This is a genomic window from Cupriavidus neocaledonicus, from assembly GCF_000372525.1.
Taxonomy (GTDB): domain Bacteria; phylum Pseudomonadota; class Gammaproteobacteria; order Burkholderiales; family Burkholderiaceae; genus Cupriavidus; species Cupriavidus neocaledonicus.
The window spans coordinates 1-13,860 of record NZ_AQUR01000097.1; the positions used below are offsets into that span (position 1 = coordinate 1).

13 protein-coding genes and 1 pseudogene are annotated in these 13,860 nt (G+C 67.4%); 5 read left to right on the plus strand and 9 right to left on the minus strand.

What is annotated here, in order from left to right; translation table 11 throughout:
- Positions 1-3: 3 nt before the first annotated feature.
- The 4 genes and pseudogenes from A3AG_RS0115800 to A3AG_RS33425 all read right to left on the minus strand — a co-directional run.
- Positions 4-723: an ABC transporter ATP-binding protein gene (locus A3AG_RS0115800; protein ID WP_018006349.1), complete on the minus strand. Its 720-nt coding sequence runs from the start codon at positions 721-723 to the stop codon at positions 4-6.
- A gap of 17 nt (positions 724-740) precedes the next feature.
- Positions 741-1,517 carry an ABC transporter ATP-binding protein gene (locus A3AG_RS0115805; protein ID WP_018006350.1) on the minus strand — a complete coding sequence of 259 codons (777 nt, stop codon included), beginning with the start codon at positions 1,515-1,517 and terminating at the stop codon, positions 741-743.
- 96 nt (positions 1,518-1,613) lie between these two features.
- The gene (locus A3AG_RS0115810) at positions 1,614-2,390 is read right to left on the minus strand and encodes a 3-hydroxybutyrate dehydrogenase (protein ID WP_018006351.1); all 777 of its coding nucleotides are present in this window, start codon (positions 2,388-2,390) and stop codon (positions 1,614-1,616) included.
- A 92-nt stretch (positions 2,391-2,482) separates the two neighbouring features.
- Positions 2,483-2,673: pseudogene (locus tag A3AG_RS33425) on the minus strand (GntP family permease); the annotation flags it as partial.
- Between the two features lie 244 nt (positions 2,674-2,917).
- On the opposite strand from A3AG_RS33425, the gene A3AG_RS0115815 reads away from it, so the two are divergent.
- Entirely contained in the window at positions 2,918-4,438 is a 1,521-nt protein-coding gene (locus tag A3AG_RS0115815; protein WP_018006352.1) for a sigma-54 interaction domain-containing protein, read from the plus strand.
- Positions 4,439-4,444: 6 nt separating this feature from the next.
- Here A3AG_RS0115815 and A3AG_RS0115820 read toward each other — a convergent pair whose 3' ends face one another.
- From A3AG_RS0115820 to A3AG_RS0115840, 5 genes are all read right to left on the minus strand, one after another.
- Complete coding sequence (locus A3AG_RS0115820) at positions 4,445-5,368, minus strand: SMP-30/gluconolactonase/LRE family protein (RefSeq protein ID WP_018006353.1); 924 nt, start codon at positions 5,366-5,368, stop codon at positions 4,445-4,447.
- 14 nt (positions 5,369-5,382) lie between these two features.
- A complete protein-coding gene (locus A3AG_RS0115825; protein ID WP_020384462.1) occupies positions 5,383-6,312 on the minus strand; it encodes a Bug family tripartite tricarboxylate transporter substrate binding protein in 930 nt (309 codons plus the stop codon).
- Between the two features lie 126 nt (positions 6,313-6,438).
- Positions 6,439-7,374 (minus strand): hydroxyacid dehydrogenase, encoded by a 936-nt coding sequence (locus tag A3AG_RS0115830; protein WP_018006355.1) that lies wholly within the window; start codon positions 7,372-7,374, stop codon positions 6,439-6,441.
- Entirely contained in the window at positions 7,371-8,054 is a 684-nt protein-coding gene (locus A3AG_RS0115835) for an RraA family protein (RefSeq protein WP_018006356.1), read from the minus strand. Before A3AG_RS0115835 ends, A3AG_RS0115830 begins: the two co-directional genes overlap by 4 nt.
- Before the next feature lie 43 nt (positions 8,055-8,097).
- Positions 8,098-9,084: a Bug family tripartite tricarboxylate transporter substrate binding protein gene (locus A3AG_RS0115840; protein WP_018006357.1), complete on the minus strand. Its 987-nt coding sequence runs from the start codon at positions 9,082-9,084 to the stop codon at positions 8,098-8,100.
- A 96-nt stretch (positions 9,085-9,180) separates the two neighbouring features.
- Between A3AG_RS0115840 and A3AG_RS0115845 the strand changes: the two genes are divergently transcribed.
- The 4 genes from A3AG_RS0115845 to A3AG_RS0115860 all read left to right on the plus strand — a co-directional run bounded on the left by A3AG_RS0115845 (position 9,181) and on the right by A3AG_RS0115860 (position 13,855).
- Positions 9,181-9,954, plus strand: a complete 774-nt coding sequence (locus tag A3AG_RS0115845) for an IclR family transcriptional regulator (protein WP_018006358.1) — start codon at positions 9,181-9,183, stop codon at positions 9,952-9,954.
- Between the two features lie 277 nt (positions 9,955-10,231).
- Positions 10,232-11,611 carry an amino acid permease gene (locus A3AG_RS0115850; protein ID WP_018006359.1) on the plus strand — a complete coding sequence of 460 codons (1,380 nt, stop codon included), beginning with the start codon at positions 10,232-10,234 and terminating at the stop codon, positions 11,609-11,611.
- A gap of 92 nt (positions 11,612-11,703) precedes the next feature.
- On the plus strand, positions 11,704-12,702 hold the full coding sequence (locus A3AG_RS0115855; RefSeq protein WP_026164224.1) for a hypothetical protein: 999 nt from the start codon (positions 11,704-11,706) through the stop codon (positions 12,700-12,702).
- A 10-nt stretch (positions 12,703-12,712) separates the two neighbouring features.
- Complete coding sequence (locus A3AG_RS0115860; RefSeq protein WP_018006361.1) at positions 12,713-13,855, plus strand: glycosyltransferase; 1,143 nt, start codon at positions 12,713-12,715, stop codon at positions 13,853-13,855.
- Positions 13,856-13,860 lie beyond the last annotated feature (5 nt).

Sequence of the window (13,860 nt, forward strand, 5' to 3'; positions counted from 1 at the left end):
GGATCAGACCCCGAGCAATTCATGCAGCACCGGCATCTTGGCCTGCAGCTCGCTGGCCGCGAAGCGTTCGACGATGGTGCCGTGCTCCATCACGTAGAAGCGGTCCGCCAGCGGCGCGGCAAAGCGGAAGTTCTGCTCCACCATCACCACCGTGTACCCCTTCTGCTTGAGCATCCGGATCATGCGCGCCAGCGCCTGCACGATCACCGGTGCCAGCCCTTCCGAGATCTCGTCGAGCAGCAGCAGGTTGGCGCCGGTGCGCAGGATGCGCCCCACCGCCAGCATCTGCTGCTCGCCGCCCGACAGGCGCGTGCCCTGGCTCTGGCGGCGCTCCTTCAGGTTCGGGAACATCTCGTAGATCTCGGCCTCGCTCATGCCCGAGTCCTTGCCCTTCAGCTGCGGCGGCAGCAGCAGGTTCTCTTCGCATGAAAGGCTGGAGAAGATGGCGCGCTCTTCCGGGCAATAGCCGATGCCGTAGTGCGCGATCTTGTGCGTGGGCAGACCGATGGTCTCGTGGCCATTGACCCGGATCGAGCCCTTGCGCGCGCCGGTCAGCCCCATGATCGCGCGCAGCGTGGTGGTGCGCCCGGCGCCGTTGCGGCCCAGCAGCGTGACCACCTCGCCCGGGTTCACGGTCAGGTCGACGCCGTGCAGGATGTGCGATTCGCCGTACCAGGCGTGCAGGCCCTTGATTTCCAGGGCGGGAGTATTGGCTGTGCTCATGTGTCGTCCCCCCGGCCTCAGTGCGCGCCCTGCAGTTCCGCGTCGGCGGTGCCCATGTAGGCTTCCATCACGCGCGGGTCCTTCGACACCTCGGCATACGGGCCTTCGGCCAGCACCGCGCCGCGCTGCAGCACCGTGATCTTGTCGGCGATCGACGAGACCACGCTCATGTTGTGCTCCACCATCAGGATGGTGCGGCCCGCCGAGACCTGCTTGATCAGCTGCGTGACGCGGTCCACGTCCTCGTGGCCCATGCCCTGCGTGGGTTCGTCCAGCAGCATCAGCTCGGGCTCCATCGCCAGCGTGGTGGCGATCTCCAGCGCGCGCTTGCGCCCGTACGGCAGGTTCACCGTGAGCGTGTGCGCGAACTCGGTCAGGCCGACCTGCTCGAGCAGCTCCATGGCGCGGTCATTGAGCACGTCGAGCGAGCGCTCGCTGCGCCAGAACTGGTACGCGGTGCCCAGTTGCCGCTGCAGGCCGATGCGCACATTTTCCATCACCGTCAGGTGCGGGAACACCGCCGAGATCTGGAACGAGCGGATCACGCCGCGCCGCGCGATCTGCGCCGGCTTTTCGCGCGTGATGTCGACGCCGTTGAACAGGATGGTGCCGGTGGTCGGCTCCAGGAACTTGGTGAGCAGGTTGAAGCAAGTGGTCTTGCCCGCGCCGTTGGGGCCGATCAACGCATGGATCGAGCCGCGGCGCACCCGCAGGTTGACGTCGCTTACCGCCGTGAACCCCTTGAACTCCTTGGTGAGGTTCCGCGTCTGAAGAATGGTTTCGTGTTGAGGCATTGTCTCCTGCCTGTTTGTCGTATTGTTTGCGGGCCGCAGCCGGACGCTGGCCGCTCATGAGCGGATCTGTGCGACCGTCGTGGTTTGAAAGCGGTTCTACTGCGCGGTCCAGCCACCGTCGGCGACCCAGGTCGCGCCGCGCACCTCGGCCGCCTCGGGCGAGCACAGCATCAGCGCAAGGTTGCCGAGCTCCGCGGGCGTCACGAAGCGGCCGGACGGCTGCTTCTCGCCCAACAGGCGGGCGCGGGCATCGTCCGCGGACAGCCCTTCCCTGGCGGCCAGGTCGTCGATCTGCCGCTGCACCAGCGGGGTCAGCACGAAGCCCGGGCAGATGGCGTTGCAGGTCACGCCCGTGCGCGCCGTTTCCAGAGCGGTGACCTTGGTCAAACCCACCAGCCCATGCTTGGCGGCGACGTAGGCCGACTTGCCGGCCGACCCCACCAGGCCGTGCACCGAGGCAATGTTGATGATCCGCCCCCAGTTGCGCGCGCGCATGCCGGGCAAAGCCTGCCGGGTCGTATGGAAGCCGGAGCTCAGGTTGATAGCGAGGATGTCGTCCCATGTGCGCGTGTCGAAGCTCTCGATCGGCGCCACATGCTGGATGCCGGCGTTGTTCACCAGCACATCGACGGCGCCGAAGCGCTGCCGCGCCATGGCGAACATGGCTTCGATCTCGTCCGGCCTGCGCATGTCGGCGGGGTGATGGATGACCGCGGCGCCGGTTGCCTCGATGGCGGCGATGGCGGCTTCGGTGTCGCCAAAGCCATTGAGTACGAGATTGGCGCCGGCGCGGGCCAGCACCTGCGCAATGCCCAATCCGATGCCGCTGGTTGAGCCGGTGACGAGCGCGGTTTTTCCGTTCAGGGTTGTCATGAATCTCTGCAGTCAGGTTGTCGGCATGGGCCGCGCGATCGCTTTAGCGCGGGCGTGGCAGGGTCAAACCAGCCCGGTCAGGTAAGAACACCAGGGAAATACAGCTTCACGAAGCCGACCATCTTCTCCATGAAGATGCCGGTGAAAGCGGGCGGGACCGCGAGGGGTCCAGCAGTGCCACGCCGCCGAGCGCGGCCATGGGGGCAAACAGGATGAAGCTGTAGCCGCCACAGGCGGCGAGCATCAGGACAGCAAGGGCTGCAACGACAACAACAAAGGACATGAAGTCTCCGCGAGGATTCTATTTTTTTGGCTTGGCGTGTCACGGCGGGCCGCGTGTGCACTTCCCCCGGCGGGCAGTACAGCGCTGCGGAGGTCCGGCAAACATTGCACCGTTCGTGCCAGCCACATATGTGCGCTATACGACTCAAAAAGCGCGTTATCGGTGGCAGAATTCTCCAAATGGAGACGGCTTGGAGAAAAATCGTCGCCCATGTGAGAATCCATCTCCAAAAGGAGACAACCAGATGAAGACACTGCGCGACGAAGACGGCGGCATGCTTGGCAATTACGACGCGGTCGCGCGGCGCGCGATGGAATCGCTGTTCCGCACCTTCGAGAATTTGAGCGAGGGCACCATCGTGGTCGACGCGAACGCGCGCGTGGTCTGGATCAACAAGCGCTACGCCGCGCGCTTCGGCTTCGACGACCCCGGCGCGGCCATCGGCCTGGAGTGCGAGCGGGTGATCCCGACCAGCCTGATGCGCCAGGTGGTCGAGACCGGCAAGCCGATCCTGCTCGATATCCTGGAAACCCCGCAGGACCCGATGATCGTGATGCGCCTGCCGATCAAGGACGACGACGGCAAGACCATCGGCGCGGTCGGCTTTGCGCTCTTCGACGAGCTCAAGTCGCTAACCCCGCTGTTCACGCATTACACCCGCGTGCGGGAAGAACTGGTGGCCACGCGCCGTACCCTGGAACAGACCCGGCGTGCCAAGTACACCTTTGCCAGCTTCGTCGGCAACTGCCCCGCCACGCTCGAGGTCAAGCGGCTGGCGCGCCGCGCCGCGCAGGCCGATGCGCCGGTTTTGCTGCTGGGCGAGACCGGCACCGGCAAGGAACTGCTGGCCCATGCCATCCACGCGGCGTCGGCACGTGCCGGACGCCCGCTGGTGACGCTGAACATGGCCGCGATTCCCGAGACCTTGCTCGAAGTCGAATTCTTCGGTGCGGCGCCGGGCGCCTACACCGGGGCCGAGCGCAAGGGCCGCATGGGCAAATTCGAACTGGCCGACGGCGGCACACTGTTCCTGGACGAGATCGGCGACATGCCGCTGATGCTGCAAAGCAAGCTGCTGCGTGCCCTGCAGGAGAAAGAAATCGAGCCGATCGGCTCGAACCGTATCATCCGCTCCGACGTGCGCATCATCGCCGCCACCTCCGCCGACCTGCCGGCCCTGGTGGACGCCGGCAAATTCCGCGCGGACCTGTATTACCGGCTCAACGTGCTGCCGATCTGCCTGCCGCCGCTACGTCAGCGCCAGCCCGACCTGCTGACGCTGGTGTACGCCATGCTGGAAGAGATCTGCACGCGCGCGGAGCGCGACGCACCGGTGCTGACGCCCGCCGCGCTGCAACTGCTGGGCGAATACGACTGGCCCGGCAACGTGCGCCAGTTGCGCAACATCCTCGAGCGGCTGGTGATGATGCATGACTCCGGCGAGGTGGACGACAGCATGCTGGCATCGCTGCTCGGCATCAGAAGCGTACCGGTACCGGCATCCGTGCCGGCGCCACCGGCGGCATTGAAGGCATTGGCGGCATCCACGGCCGGCGAGGCACATCCTGCGGACCTGGGCTACGCCGAAGCGATGGCCGGCTTCGAAGCGACGTACCTGCTCCGCGCGCTGGCGGCCAGTTCCGGCCATGTGGCCCGCGCCGCCGCGGCCATCGGCATCAGCCGGGCGGCGCTGTACAAGAAGCTGGTCGCACATCGGAATGCCGGGCGCCTGCCGGCGCGCGGGGTGTGGGACCTGAGCGGCTGAGACCTGTCAGGCCACCACCCCGCCATGCACCGGCGCGCCGCCCTCGGGCACCGCTGCACTCAGAATCGTTCCCGTGGTCGATTCCGTCATCAGCAGCGTCTTGCCGTCAGCGCCTCCGAAGCACAGGTTGGTCAACGATGCGCCGACCGGCGTGCGGATGACTTCGACCGGCTCGGCGCGATGGTTCAGCACCCAGACATAGCCCAGCCCCGGATTGGCCACGAGCAGGTACCCATCCGCGCGCATGGCCAGCCCGTCCGGACCGCTCGGTCCGTATGACGTGAAGAACTGGCCGACCTTGCTGACGGAGCCGTCGGCCTGCAGCGGCACGCGCCATACGCAGTTGCCACGCGTCATGGCGACATACAGCACCTTCTCGTCGGGCGACAGCACCAGGCCATTCGGGCTCGGTGCGTTGTTCAGCAGCACGTCGAGCTTGCCCGCGGGCGAGAGGCGGTAGACGCGGCCGGTGGGATCGTGCATGCCAGTCTGGCCCTGGTCCGTGAAGTACAGGTTGCCCGCGGCATCGAAGGTCAGGTCGTTGACACCCCGGAAGCGCTCCGAATTCCTGCGCTCAAGGAACGGCGTCACGGCGCCTGTCTGCGGGTCCAGCCGCATCAGCCCGTTGCGGTAGTCGGTGATCAGGAAGTCGCCGCTGGCCAGGCGCTTCATGCCGTTCGGCTCGCCGTCGTACTCGGCCACCAGTTCCCAGCTGCCCTGCAGCGATATGCGGAACACGCGGCCATAGGGAATGTCGGTCACCCACAGGTGGCCTTCCGACCAGACCGGTCCTTCCAGGAACGACTCGGTAACCGTGCCGCCGCGATTGGCCTGCGACCAGGCGTTGGCGCGATCCTGCCGGCGAAAGGATTCCGGCAGGCGCGTAAGCACCGTGGCGTCCCGGACCCGGGGTTGCGCAAGCAACATCATGGTGGTCCCCGCTGCTACTGCTTTTCGATATTGGCCTTCTGCGCAACGGCCGCCCATTGCGCGGTTTCCCGCTGGATCAGCTCTGCAAACGCGCTGCTGTCCAGGTTGCCCGGTTGCGAGCCCATCTGCGCCAGGAACTGCTTCATGTCAGGCGACTGCAGGGCCTTCTGAACCTCTGCCTGCAGCCGCGCGATCACTTCCACGGGCGTTCCCTTCGGTGCCGCCAGGCCTGACCAGTTGAACAGGTTGAATGTCGGCAGCCCGGCTTCGGTGAATGTCGGCACGTCCGGGAACGCATCGACCCGGCGCTTGCCGCTGATGGCAAGCAGGCGCATCTGGTTGCCCTTGACCGGCGCCAGCGCGGTCGGCGTGGACACCACCAGCAAGTCGACGTTGCCGCTCAGCAGGCCGACCATGGCATCGCCGGCACCCTTGTACGGAACGTGCATCAGCTTGATGCCGGCGGCTTGCTGAAACGCTTCCGTAGAAAAATGCGGTGAGCTGCCCGGACCGCCGGTCCCGAATGTCACCTCACCCGGATGCGCCTTGGCATATCGAATCAGCGACGCCAGGTCCTTGAAGCGCGCATCGGCCTTGACTCCGAGCACGACCGGCGAGAACGCGAACGGGGCGATCGGCACCAGCGCGGTCTGGTGGTCCCAGTTCAGTTTCTTGAAGACGTAGGGCAGCGTGGTGTAGGAGTTGTCATTGGCCAGCAGCGTATAGCCGTCGGCGGGCGCCTTGACCACCTGGGTGGTGCCGATGGTGCCGGAAGCGCCCGGCTTGTTCTCGACCACGAAACTCTGGCCGGTCTGCTCGGTGAGCTTCTGCGCCACCTTGCGGGTCACCACGTCGACGGCGCCGCCGGGGGGATTCGGCACGACAATGCGCACCGGCTTGTCCGGGTAGGCTGCCGATGCCGGCGCCGCGCCGGCAGCGGCCATCGCCGCGACCACTGCAATCAGAACGAATTTACGACAGACCATCTTTGTCTCCTGCCGCGGCCGATCCGGCTGCCAGCCGGCCGCGATGCCTGTATTGTTTTGACCGGTGAAGCGTCGAAGCCTCGCCTAGACCGACGCGGCAAAGCCCTGCAGCACGGCAAGCACGTTGTTCGCGGCCCCCACCCCCATGTTCACGTACGCCGCATCGCTGACACCGCCGATATGCGGCGACAGGATGACGTTGGGAAGGGTCTGGAACGGATGCGGCACGACCATCGGCTCGACCGCGAAGCTGTCGAGGCCCGCCGCGTAGAGCCTGCCGTCGAGCGCCTCGGCCAACGCCGGCTCGTCGATCAGGCCGCCGCGTGCGGTGTTGACCAGGATGGCGCCGTGCTTGAACAGGGCCAGCGTCTCACGGTTCAGCATGCCGCGGTTTTCGTCGGTCAGCGGGCAGTGCAGCGACACCACGTCCGCTGCCTGGTAGAGCTGCGGCAGCTCGCTGACCAGCGTGACGCCGTCGGGCAGTGTCTTCGCATAGGGATCGAAGGCAATCACGCGCATGCCCATCGCCACGCCGGTCACCGCAACGCGGCGGCCGATCTCGCCCAGGCCGACGATGCCCAGGGTGCGGCCATTGAGCTCGATGGTCTTGTGGGTCGACTTGTCCCAATGGCCCGCGCGCATGCGGGCGTTCAGCTGCGGCACCGACTTGGCACAGGCGAGGATCAGCGCCCAGGCATGTTCGGCCACGGCGGCAGCGTTGGCGCCGACCGCGGCCTTCACGGCGATGCCGCGCGCGGCCGCGGCGTTCTGGTCGATCACGTCGATGCCGCTGCCGTGCTTCGAGATCACCTTCAGGGCCGGTGCCGCATCCATGACCTCGGCCGTCACGCTGCCATAGCGCACGATGATGCCGACCGGGTTGTGCTGGCGCGCCAGCGCGACCAGCTCGGCGGTCTGCGGCTTCATGCCCGCGAAGACGACTTCGTAGTCGCCAAGCAGCGCGAGCGCTTGCGGTGCCAGGTCCGCACCCGTGACGATAATGACGTCCTTGCCGGTCACAGTGTCTCTCCCTGCTTCAGGACGCCGGCCGTCACCAGCGATGCCAGCAGCCACGGCGCGGTGGTATTGCCTTCCTTGATCTGCGCGATGCGCATGGCTTCGGCCTCTTCCTTCTTCGCCGCGGCGTCGAGCAGCGCTTCGATCTTGCCGCGCTCGACCACGACCAGGCCGTCGGCATCGCCGCAGATATAGTCGCCCGGGTTCACCGTGACGCCGCCGACCGAAATCGGGTGGCCGATGCGGCCGCCGACTTCCTTGGTCGGACCATTGGGATTGGTGCCTACGGAAAAGACCGGGAACTGCATGACCTCCAGTTCTAGGCAGTCACGCACGGCGCCATCGATCACGACCCCGGCCAGCCCGCGCTGGCGCGCGGCATGCATCATGATCGTTCCCATCAGCGCGGAGGTCTGGTCGCCTTTGCCGTCCACCACCAGCACGTCGCCGGGCTGTGCCAGCGCCAGCGCGGCGTGGATCATCAGGTTGTCGCCGGGACGCACTTCCACGGTGAAGGCGGGGCCGGCGACTTTCATGGTCGGACGCAGGGCGCGGATGCGGCCATGCAGGGCGCCGCGGCGGCCGCCGACATCCGACAGGATGGCCGGCTGGAAGCGGGCGGCACGCTCGACCACGGCGGCGGGCACGCGCTCGAACGATTTGATGATGTTGGGCAAGGTCATGGAAATCTCCGGCAAGATGAAAGGGATAGGGGTCGCAAGTCGATCAGTCCAGCTTGGTGCCGGAGGCCTTGATGACCGCGGCCCAGCGTCCGATGTCCTGCCTGATCAGCGTGGTGAAGGCTTCGGGCGTGCCGACCAGCACCGAGGCGCCTTGCTCGTTCAGCTTCTTGACCAGCGCCGGCGACTGCAGGGCCTTGTTGAACTCGGCATTGAGCCGCACGACGATGTCCTTCGGCGTCGCGGCCGGCGCGACAAAGCCGAACCAGGTCGCGGTCTCGAAGCCGGGATAGCCGGACTCGGCCACGGTCGGCACCTGGGGCAGGTCCGGCACGCGCTTCGCTGACGTCACCGCCAGCGGCCGCAGCTTGTTGTTCTTGATGTGGCCGAGCAGCGTCGGCACGGACGCCATGTACAGGTCCACCTGTCCGCCCATCAGGTCGTTGACTGCCTGGGCCGCGCCCTTGTACGGGACGTGGGTGAATTTGACTTTCGCGGTGCTTTGCAGCTGCTCGCCGCCCAGGTGGGCGACGGTGCCATTGCCGGGCGAGGCGAAATTCAGCGATGCGGGCTTTGCCCGGGCGGCCTGGATCACGTCCTTCATGGTCTTGTACGGCGAGTTGACGTGCGTCACCAGCACCAGCGGCGCGGAGGCGACCAGGCTGATCGGCGCCAGGTCCTTCAGCGGGTCATACGGCAGGTGTTCGTACAGCGAGGCGTTGATGGCAAGGTTGCTGGTCTGCCCCATGGCGATGGTGTAGCCATCGGCCGGTGCCTTGGCCGCCGCATCGACGCCGACGTTGCCACCCGAACCCGGCTTGTTTTCCACGACAAAGACCCAGCCGGTCGACTTCGCCACGGTATTGGTCACCTCGCGGGCGATGATGTCGGTGCCGCCGCCGGCGGGAAACGGCACGATGACGCGGATAGGTTTCGCCGGATAGGGCGAGGCGGCGTAGGCACTGGTGCATGCCATCAGCAGGCCGGCAAACGTCAGGAAGGCGCGACGGGCGCGACGGGGGATGCATTGCATGGATGTCTCCGAATCTGGTTTCGTTGTGAGTCGGATTGTGGTGCACCGTTTCACGGCATACAATGCCGTTTCACACTGTGCACCGCATTTCGTGCCATGAACCCTAAAAGTGATTTAGAAAGCGCTTCGGGTGCCGAAGAAGGCTCCGGTGTCGTGATCGCCGTGACGCGTGCCTTGCGCGTCCTGGAAGCCTTCGGCGTCAACGACCCGCAACTGTCGCTGGCGGAGCTGAGCCGGCGCACCGGCATCCACAAGACCACCGTGCTGCGCCTGGCGCGCACGCTGGCGGCAGACAACTACCTGGTGCAGAAGGAAGACGGCAACTGGCGCCTGGGCCGCGCGGCCGGCTGGCTGGGCGCGTGCTACCAGGCCACCTTCAACGTGCAGGAAGTGGTCGAGCCGGTGCTGCGGGAACTGACTATCAAGACCGGTGAAAGCGCTTCGTTCTACGTGCGCGAGGGCCAGCAGCGAACCTGCCTGGTTCGTGTCGAAGGCCCGCAGGCCATCCGCCATCACGTCAGGATCGGCGCGGCGCTGCCGCTGGACAGCGGCTCGCCCGGGCGCGTCATCCTGGCGTTTTCCGGCGAGCCGGGCGAGCTCTATGAAATGATCCGGCGCCGCGGCTTCCACCTGTCGCTCGGCGAGCGCGAGCCCGAAGTCTCGAGCGTGTCGGCGCCGGTGTTCGGACTGCACTGGCGCCTGCTGGGCTCGATGTGCATTTCCGGGCCGACTTCCCGGCTTGGCGAAGCGCGGTTGCTGGAACTGGCGCAGACCGTTGTCGACGCCGCGAACAAGCTTTCCTATGCGATGGCGGGCAGTCAGCGGCCCGCGCTGCATGGCGACAGGCCGCCGGCAACCTGGCATCCCTGAGCGGGCCGCGCTGCATTCCAGGCCGGCGACCGTGCCGGCTCCCCTGCGCGCCCGCGCCGGCCCCGTTAGCCATGTCATTGCGCGCCGCCGCCAGCATTCCGCCGGGCCAGCAATTTTTCCTGCATTTCAGTATGAATTCAGCAACAAATATCCCCGTTATCTGATTAACCTGCCCGCTCTTTTCCGTTTGCGTGCCCCGCAAGCGCGAAAGTTCTCTGCCCCCGTCAGCCCCACAAGGGTTGGCGCGGCCATTCAGATCACACGGAGACAACGAAGCATGAGTGCAAGCGCAGAACATCTGCAACGCGGCCTGGGCGAACGCCATATCCGGCTGATGGCGCTGGGATCGGCCATCGGCGTGGGCCTGTTCCTGGGCGCCGGCAATGCCATCAAGATGGCCGGCCCCGCCATCATGCTGGCCTACCTGATAGGCGGCGCGATGATCTTCCTGATCATGCGCGCGCTGGGCGAGATGGCCGTGCACAACCCGGTGGCCGGCTCGTTCTGCCGCTATGCGCAGGACCACATGGGCCCGCTGGCGGGTTACCTGACCGGCTGGAATTACTGGTTCCTGTGGCTGGTGACCTGCGTCGCCGAAATCACCGCCGTGGCCATCTACATGGGCATGTGGTTCCCTGACGTGCCGCGCTGGATCTGGGCGCTGGCCGCGCTGGCGGCGATGGGCTCGGTCAACCTGATGGCGGTCAAGGCCTATGGCGAGTTCGAGTTCTGGTTCGCCATGATCAAGATCGTCACCATCGTGCTGATGCTGATCGGCGGCGGCGCGATGATCGTGTTCGGCTTCGGCAATGGCGGCGTCGCCACCGGCATCTCCAACCTGTGGGCGCACGGCGGCTTCATGCCCAACGGCGCCTCGGGCGTGCTGATGTCGCTGCAGATGGTGATGTTCGCCTACCTCGGCGTCGAGATGATCGGCCTGACCGCCGGCGAGGCGCGCAACCCGAAGAAGTCGATTCCTGACGCCATCAACTCGGTGTTCTGGCGCATCCTGATTTTCTACGTCGGCGCGCTGTTCGTGATCCTGGCGCTGTATCCGTGGAACGAGATCGGCGCGCAGGGCAGCCCCTTCGTGCTGACCTTCGAGCGCCTGGGCATCAAGACCGCCGCCGGCATCATCAACTTCGTGGTGCTGACCGCGGCGCTGTCGTCGTGCAACGGCGGCATCTTCAGCACCGGGCGCATGCTGTACAACCTGTCGCTGCAGGGCCAGGCGCCGGCGGCCTTCGCCAGGGTCGACCGCAACGGCGTGCCGCGCCGCGCGCTGCTGGTGTCGATCGCCGCGCTGCTGGCCGGCGTGCTGCTCAATTACCTGGTGCCGGAGAAGGTCTTTGTCTGGGTGACCGCGATCTCCACCTTCGGCGCGGTCTGGACCTGGGCCATCATCCTGGTCACGCAGATCCAGTTCCGCCGCGGCCTGTCGGCGGCCGAGCGCAAGGCGCTGGCGTTCCGCATGCCGTTCTGGCCGTATGGCTCGTATATCGCACTGGCGTTCCTGGCGCTGGTGGTGGCGCTGATGGCCTACTTCCCCGACACGCGCGTGGCGCTGTACGTGGGGCCCGGCTGGCTGGTGCTGCTGACGATCTGCTACTTCGCGCTCGACATGCGCTCGCGCGGGCCGGTCAGCTACCGCGCCTGAGCCGGCGGCATGCAGGCGTGCCGGCGCGGCGTGCGCCGCGCGGCGCGCCTCGCTACAATGGCTCCCGGGCAATCCATCGCCAGGGGGGCCGAATGTCCGGGACGTCCGATTCCGCCAAGCCGGTTGCAGCGGCGTTGCACAGCAGCGCCATCGAACACCACGCGCCGGCCGCGGCCGCATCAGGGGACTCAGCGGCCTCGGCAGCCCACACCACGCTGGCGCAGGCCGACCACGCCATGCGCCACTGGACCGACCCCGCCCCCGGGGACGTGCGCGTCGGTTCGACGCAGCACCTGCAGATGTTCTGCAACATGCTGCTGCAAACGCACAACCCCTACAAACCCGCCGTGATCGAGTGGCCCAGGCTGCCGCCCGAGGCCCTGCATCGCGTCACCTCGCTGCCGATCTGGGACATCGCCGTGCAGACCGAGGGCCGCGCCGCGATCCGGGTCCGGACCTTTGCCGGCACCGTCGACGACCCGCTGTTGCGCCGCGCGCTGGAATTGGACGGCGCTGAAGAGGCGCGCCACAAGGTGGTGCTGTCGAAGCTGGTCCAGGCCTACGGCATCGCGCTGGCGCCTGAGCCGGACTACCCGCCGCCGCGCGATCCCGAATGGGGCTGGCTGGTGACCGGCTACAGCGAATGCATCGACAGCTTCTTCGCCTTCGGGCTCTTCGCCGCGGCCAGACGCTCCGGCTTCTTCCCCGCCGAACTGGTCGAGACCTTCGAGCCCGTGATCCAGGAAGAAGGCCGGCACATCCTGTTCTTCGTCAACTGGGCCGCGTGGTACCGGCGCAACCTGCCGTGGTGGCGCCGCCCGCTGTTTGCGCTGAAGGTGGCGCGGGTGTGGGCCTTCCTGGTCTGGGAACGGATCGGTATCGCGCGCGGCCTCGATGCCGACGGCGTGGCGCAGGATGCCAACTTCACCATGAACGGCTCGGCCGCGCTGGGTGAGGCGTTGACGCCGGGCGCGATGATCGACCTGTGCCTGGCCGAGAATGCCCGGCGCATGGCGGGCTACGACACGCGCCTGCTGCGCCCCGGCACCGTGCCGCGGCTGGCCCGCCTGGCGCGGCGCTTCGTCGGATAGGGGGCGGTCCATGCGCATTGCCATGGCGCTGTCGCTGTTGTCGCTTGCCATCTGGGGCGTGCTGCTGTTCGGGCGCGCCGGGTTCTGGCGCGTGCGCAGGCCGCCGGCCGCGCCGGCGCCGTCGCACTGGCCCGAGGTGGTCGCCATCATCCCGGCGCGCGACGAGGCCGATGTCATCGGCAGCGCGGTCGCCGGGGTGCTGGGCCAGCGCTACCCGGGGCCGCTGGCGCTGGTCGTGGTGGATGACCACAGCGCCGACGCCACCGCCGATATCGCCCGCGCCGCCGCGGCGACCACGGCACGCCCCTGCGCGCTCACCGTCATCGGCGCGCGCGAGCTGCCAGCCGGCTGGAGCGGCAAGGTCTGGGCGCAGGCCGAAGGTCTAGCCGCGGCCGACCGCATCGCGCCGCAGGCACGCTATGTCTGGCTCACCGACGCCGATATCCGCCACGGGCCGGGCGTGCTGGCAGCCCTGGTCGCGCGCGCCGAGTCGGAACGGCGCGACCTGGTCTCGCTGATGGTGCGGCTGCGCTGCGCCTCGGTGTGGGAACGGCTGGTGGTGCCGGCCTTTGTCTTTTTCTTCGCCAAGCTCTATCCCTTCGCGCGCGTGGGCGATCCGCGCAGCCGCGTGGCCGCCGCGGCCGGCGGCTGCATGCTGGCAAGCCGCGCGGCGCTGGCGCGCATCGGCGGCTTTGCCGCGATCCGCGGCGAGCTGATCGACGACTGCAGTTTGGCCGCGCGCATCAAGCCCGGTGGCGCGATCCGGCTGGACCTGGCCGACGACAGCGTGTCGCTGCGGCCCTATGACCACTGGCGCAGCCTGTGGGACATGATCGCGCGCAGCGCCTACACGCAATTGCGCTATTCCCCGCTGCGGCTGGCGGGCGCGGTCGCCGGCATGGTCCTGACCTACCTGGTGCCGCCGGTGCTGGCGCTGGGCTGGCTGGTGTGGCCGGCCTGGCTGGCCTGGGCCGCGATGGCGCTGGCCTACCTGCCGATGCTGCGCGAGTACCGGCAGCCATGGTGGCTGGCGCCGCTGCTGCCGGTCACGGCGCTGTTCTACCTGGGGGCGACCATCGACTCGGCGCGGCGCTACCGGCTGCGGCGCGGCGGGCAGTGGAAGGGCCGCAGCCAGGCTCCGGTGCGGCCCTGAGCCGG

Coding starts and splice junctions, on each gene's coding strand:
- A3AG_RS0115815 (WP_018006352.1), top strand. CDS start 2,918: ATGAAGACACTGCGCGACGAAGACGGCGGCATGCTTGGCAATTACGAC.
- A3AG_RS0115825 (WP_020384462.1), bottom strand. CDS start 6,312: ATGGCCGCTGCCGGCGCGGCGCCGGCATCGGCAGCCTACCCGGACAAG.
- A3AG_RS0115855 (WP_026164224.1), top strand. CDS start 11,704: ATGTCCGGGACGTCCGATTCCGCCAAGCCGGTTGCAGCGGCGTTGCAC.
- A3AG_RS0115845 (WP_018006358.1), top strand. CDS start 9,181: ATGAACCCTAAAAGTGATTTAGAAAGCGCTTCGGGTGCCGAAGAAGGC.
- A3AG_RS0115800 (WP_018006349.1), bottom strand. CDS start 723: ATGAGCACAGCCAATACTCCCGCCCTGGAAATCAAGGGCCTGCACGCC.
- A3AG_RS0115820 (WP_018006353.1), bottom strand. CDS start 5,368: ATGATGTTGCTTGCGCAACCCCGGGTCCGGGACGCCACGGTGCTTACG.
- A3AG_RS0115835 (WP_018006356.1), bottom strand. CDS start 8,054: ATGACCTTGCCCAACATCATCAAATCGTTCGAGCGCGTGCCCGCCGCC.
- A3AG_RS0115840 (WP_018006357.1), bottom strand. CDS start 9,084: ATGCAATGCATCCCCCGTCGCGCCCGTCGCGCCTTCCTGACGTTTGCC.
- A3AG_RS0115850 (WP_018006359.1), top strand. CDS start 10,232: ATGAGTGCAAGCGCAGAACATCTGCAACGCGGCCTGGGCGAACGCCAT.
- A3AG_RS0115805 (WP_018006350.1), bottom strand. CDS start 1,517: ATGCCTCAACACGAAACCATTCTTCAGACGCGGAACCTCACCAAGGAG.
- A3AG_RS0115860 (WP_018006361.1), top strand. CDS start 12,713: ATGCGCATTGCCATGGCGCTGTCGCTGTTGTCGCTTGCCATCTGGGGC.
- A3AG_RS0115810 (WP_018006351.1), bottom strand. CDS start 2,390: ATGACAACCCTGAACGGAAAAACCGCGCTCGTCACCGGCTCAACCAGC.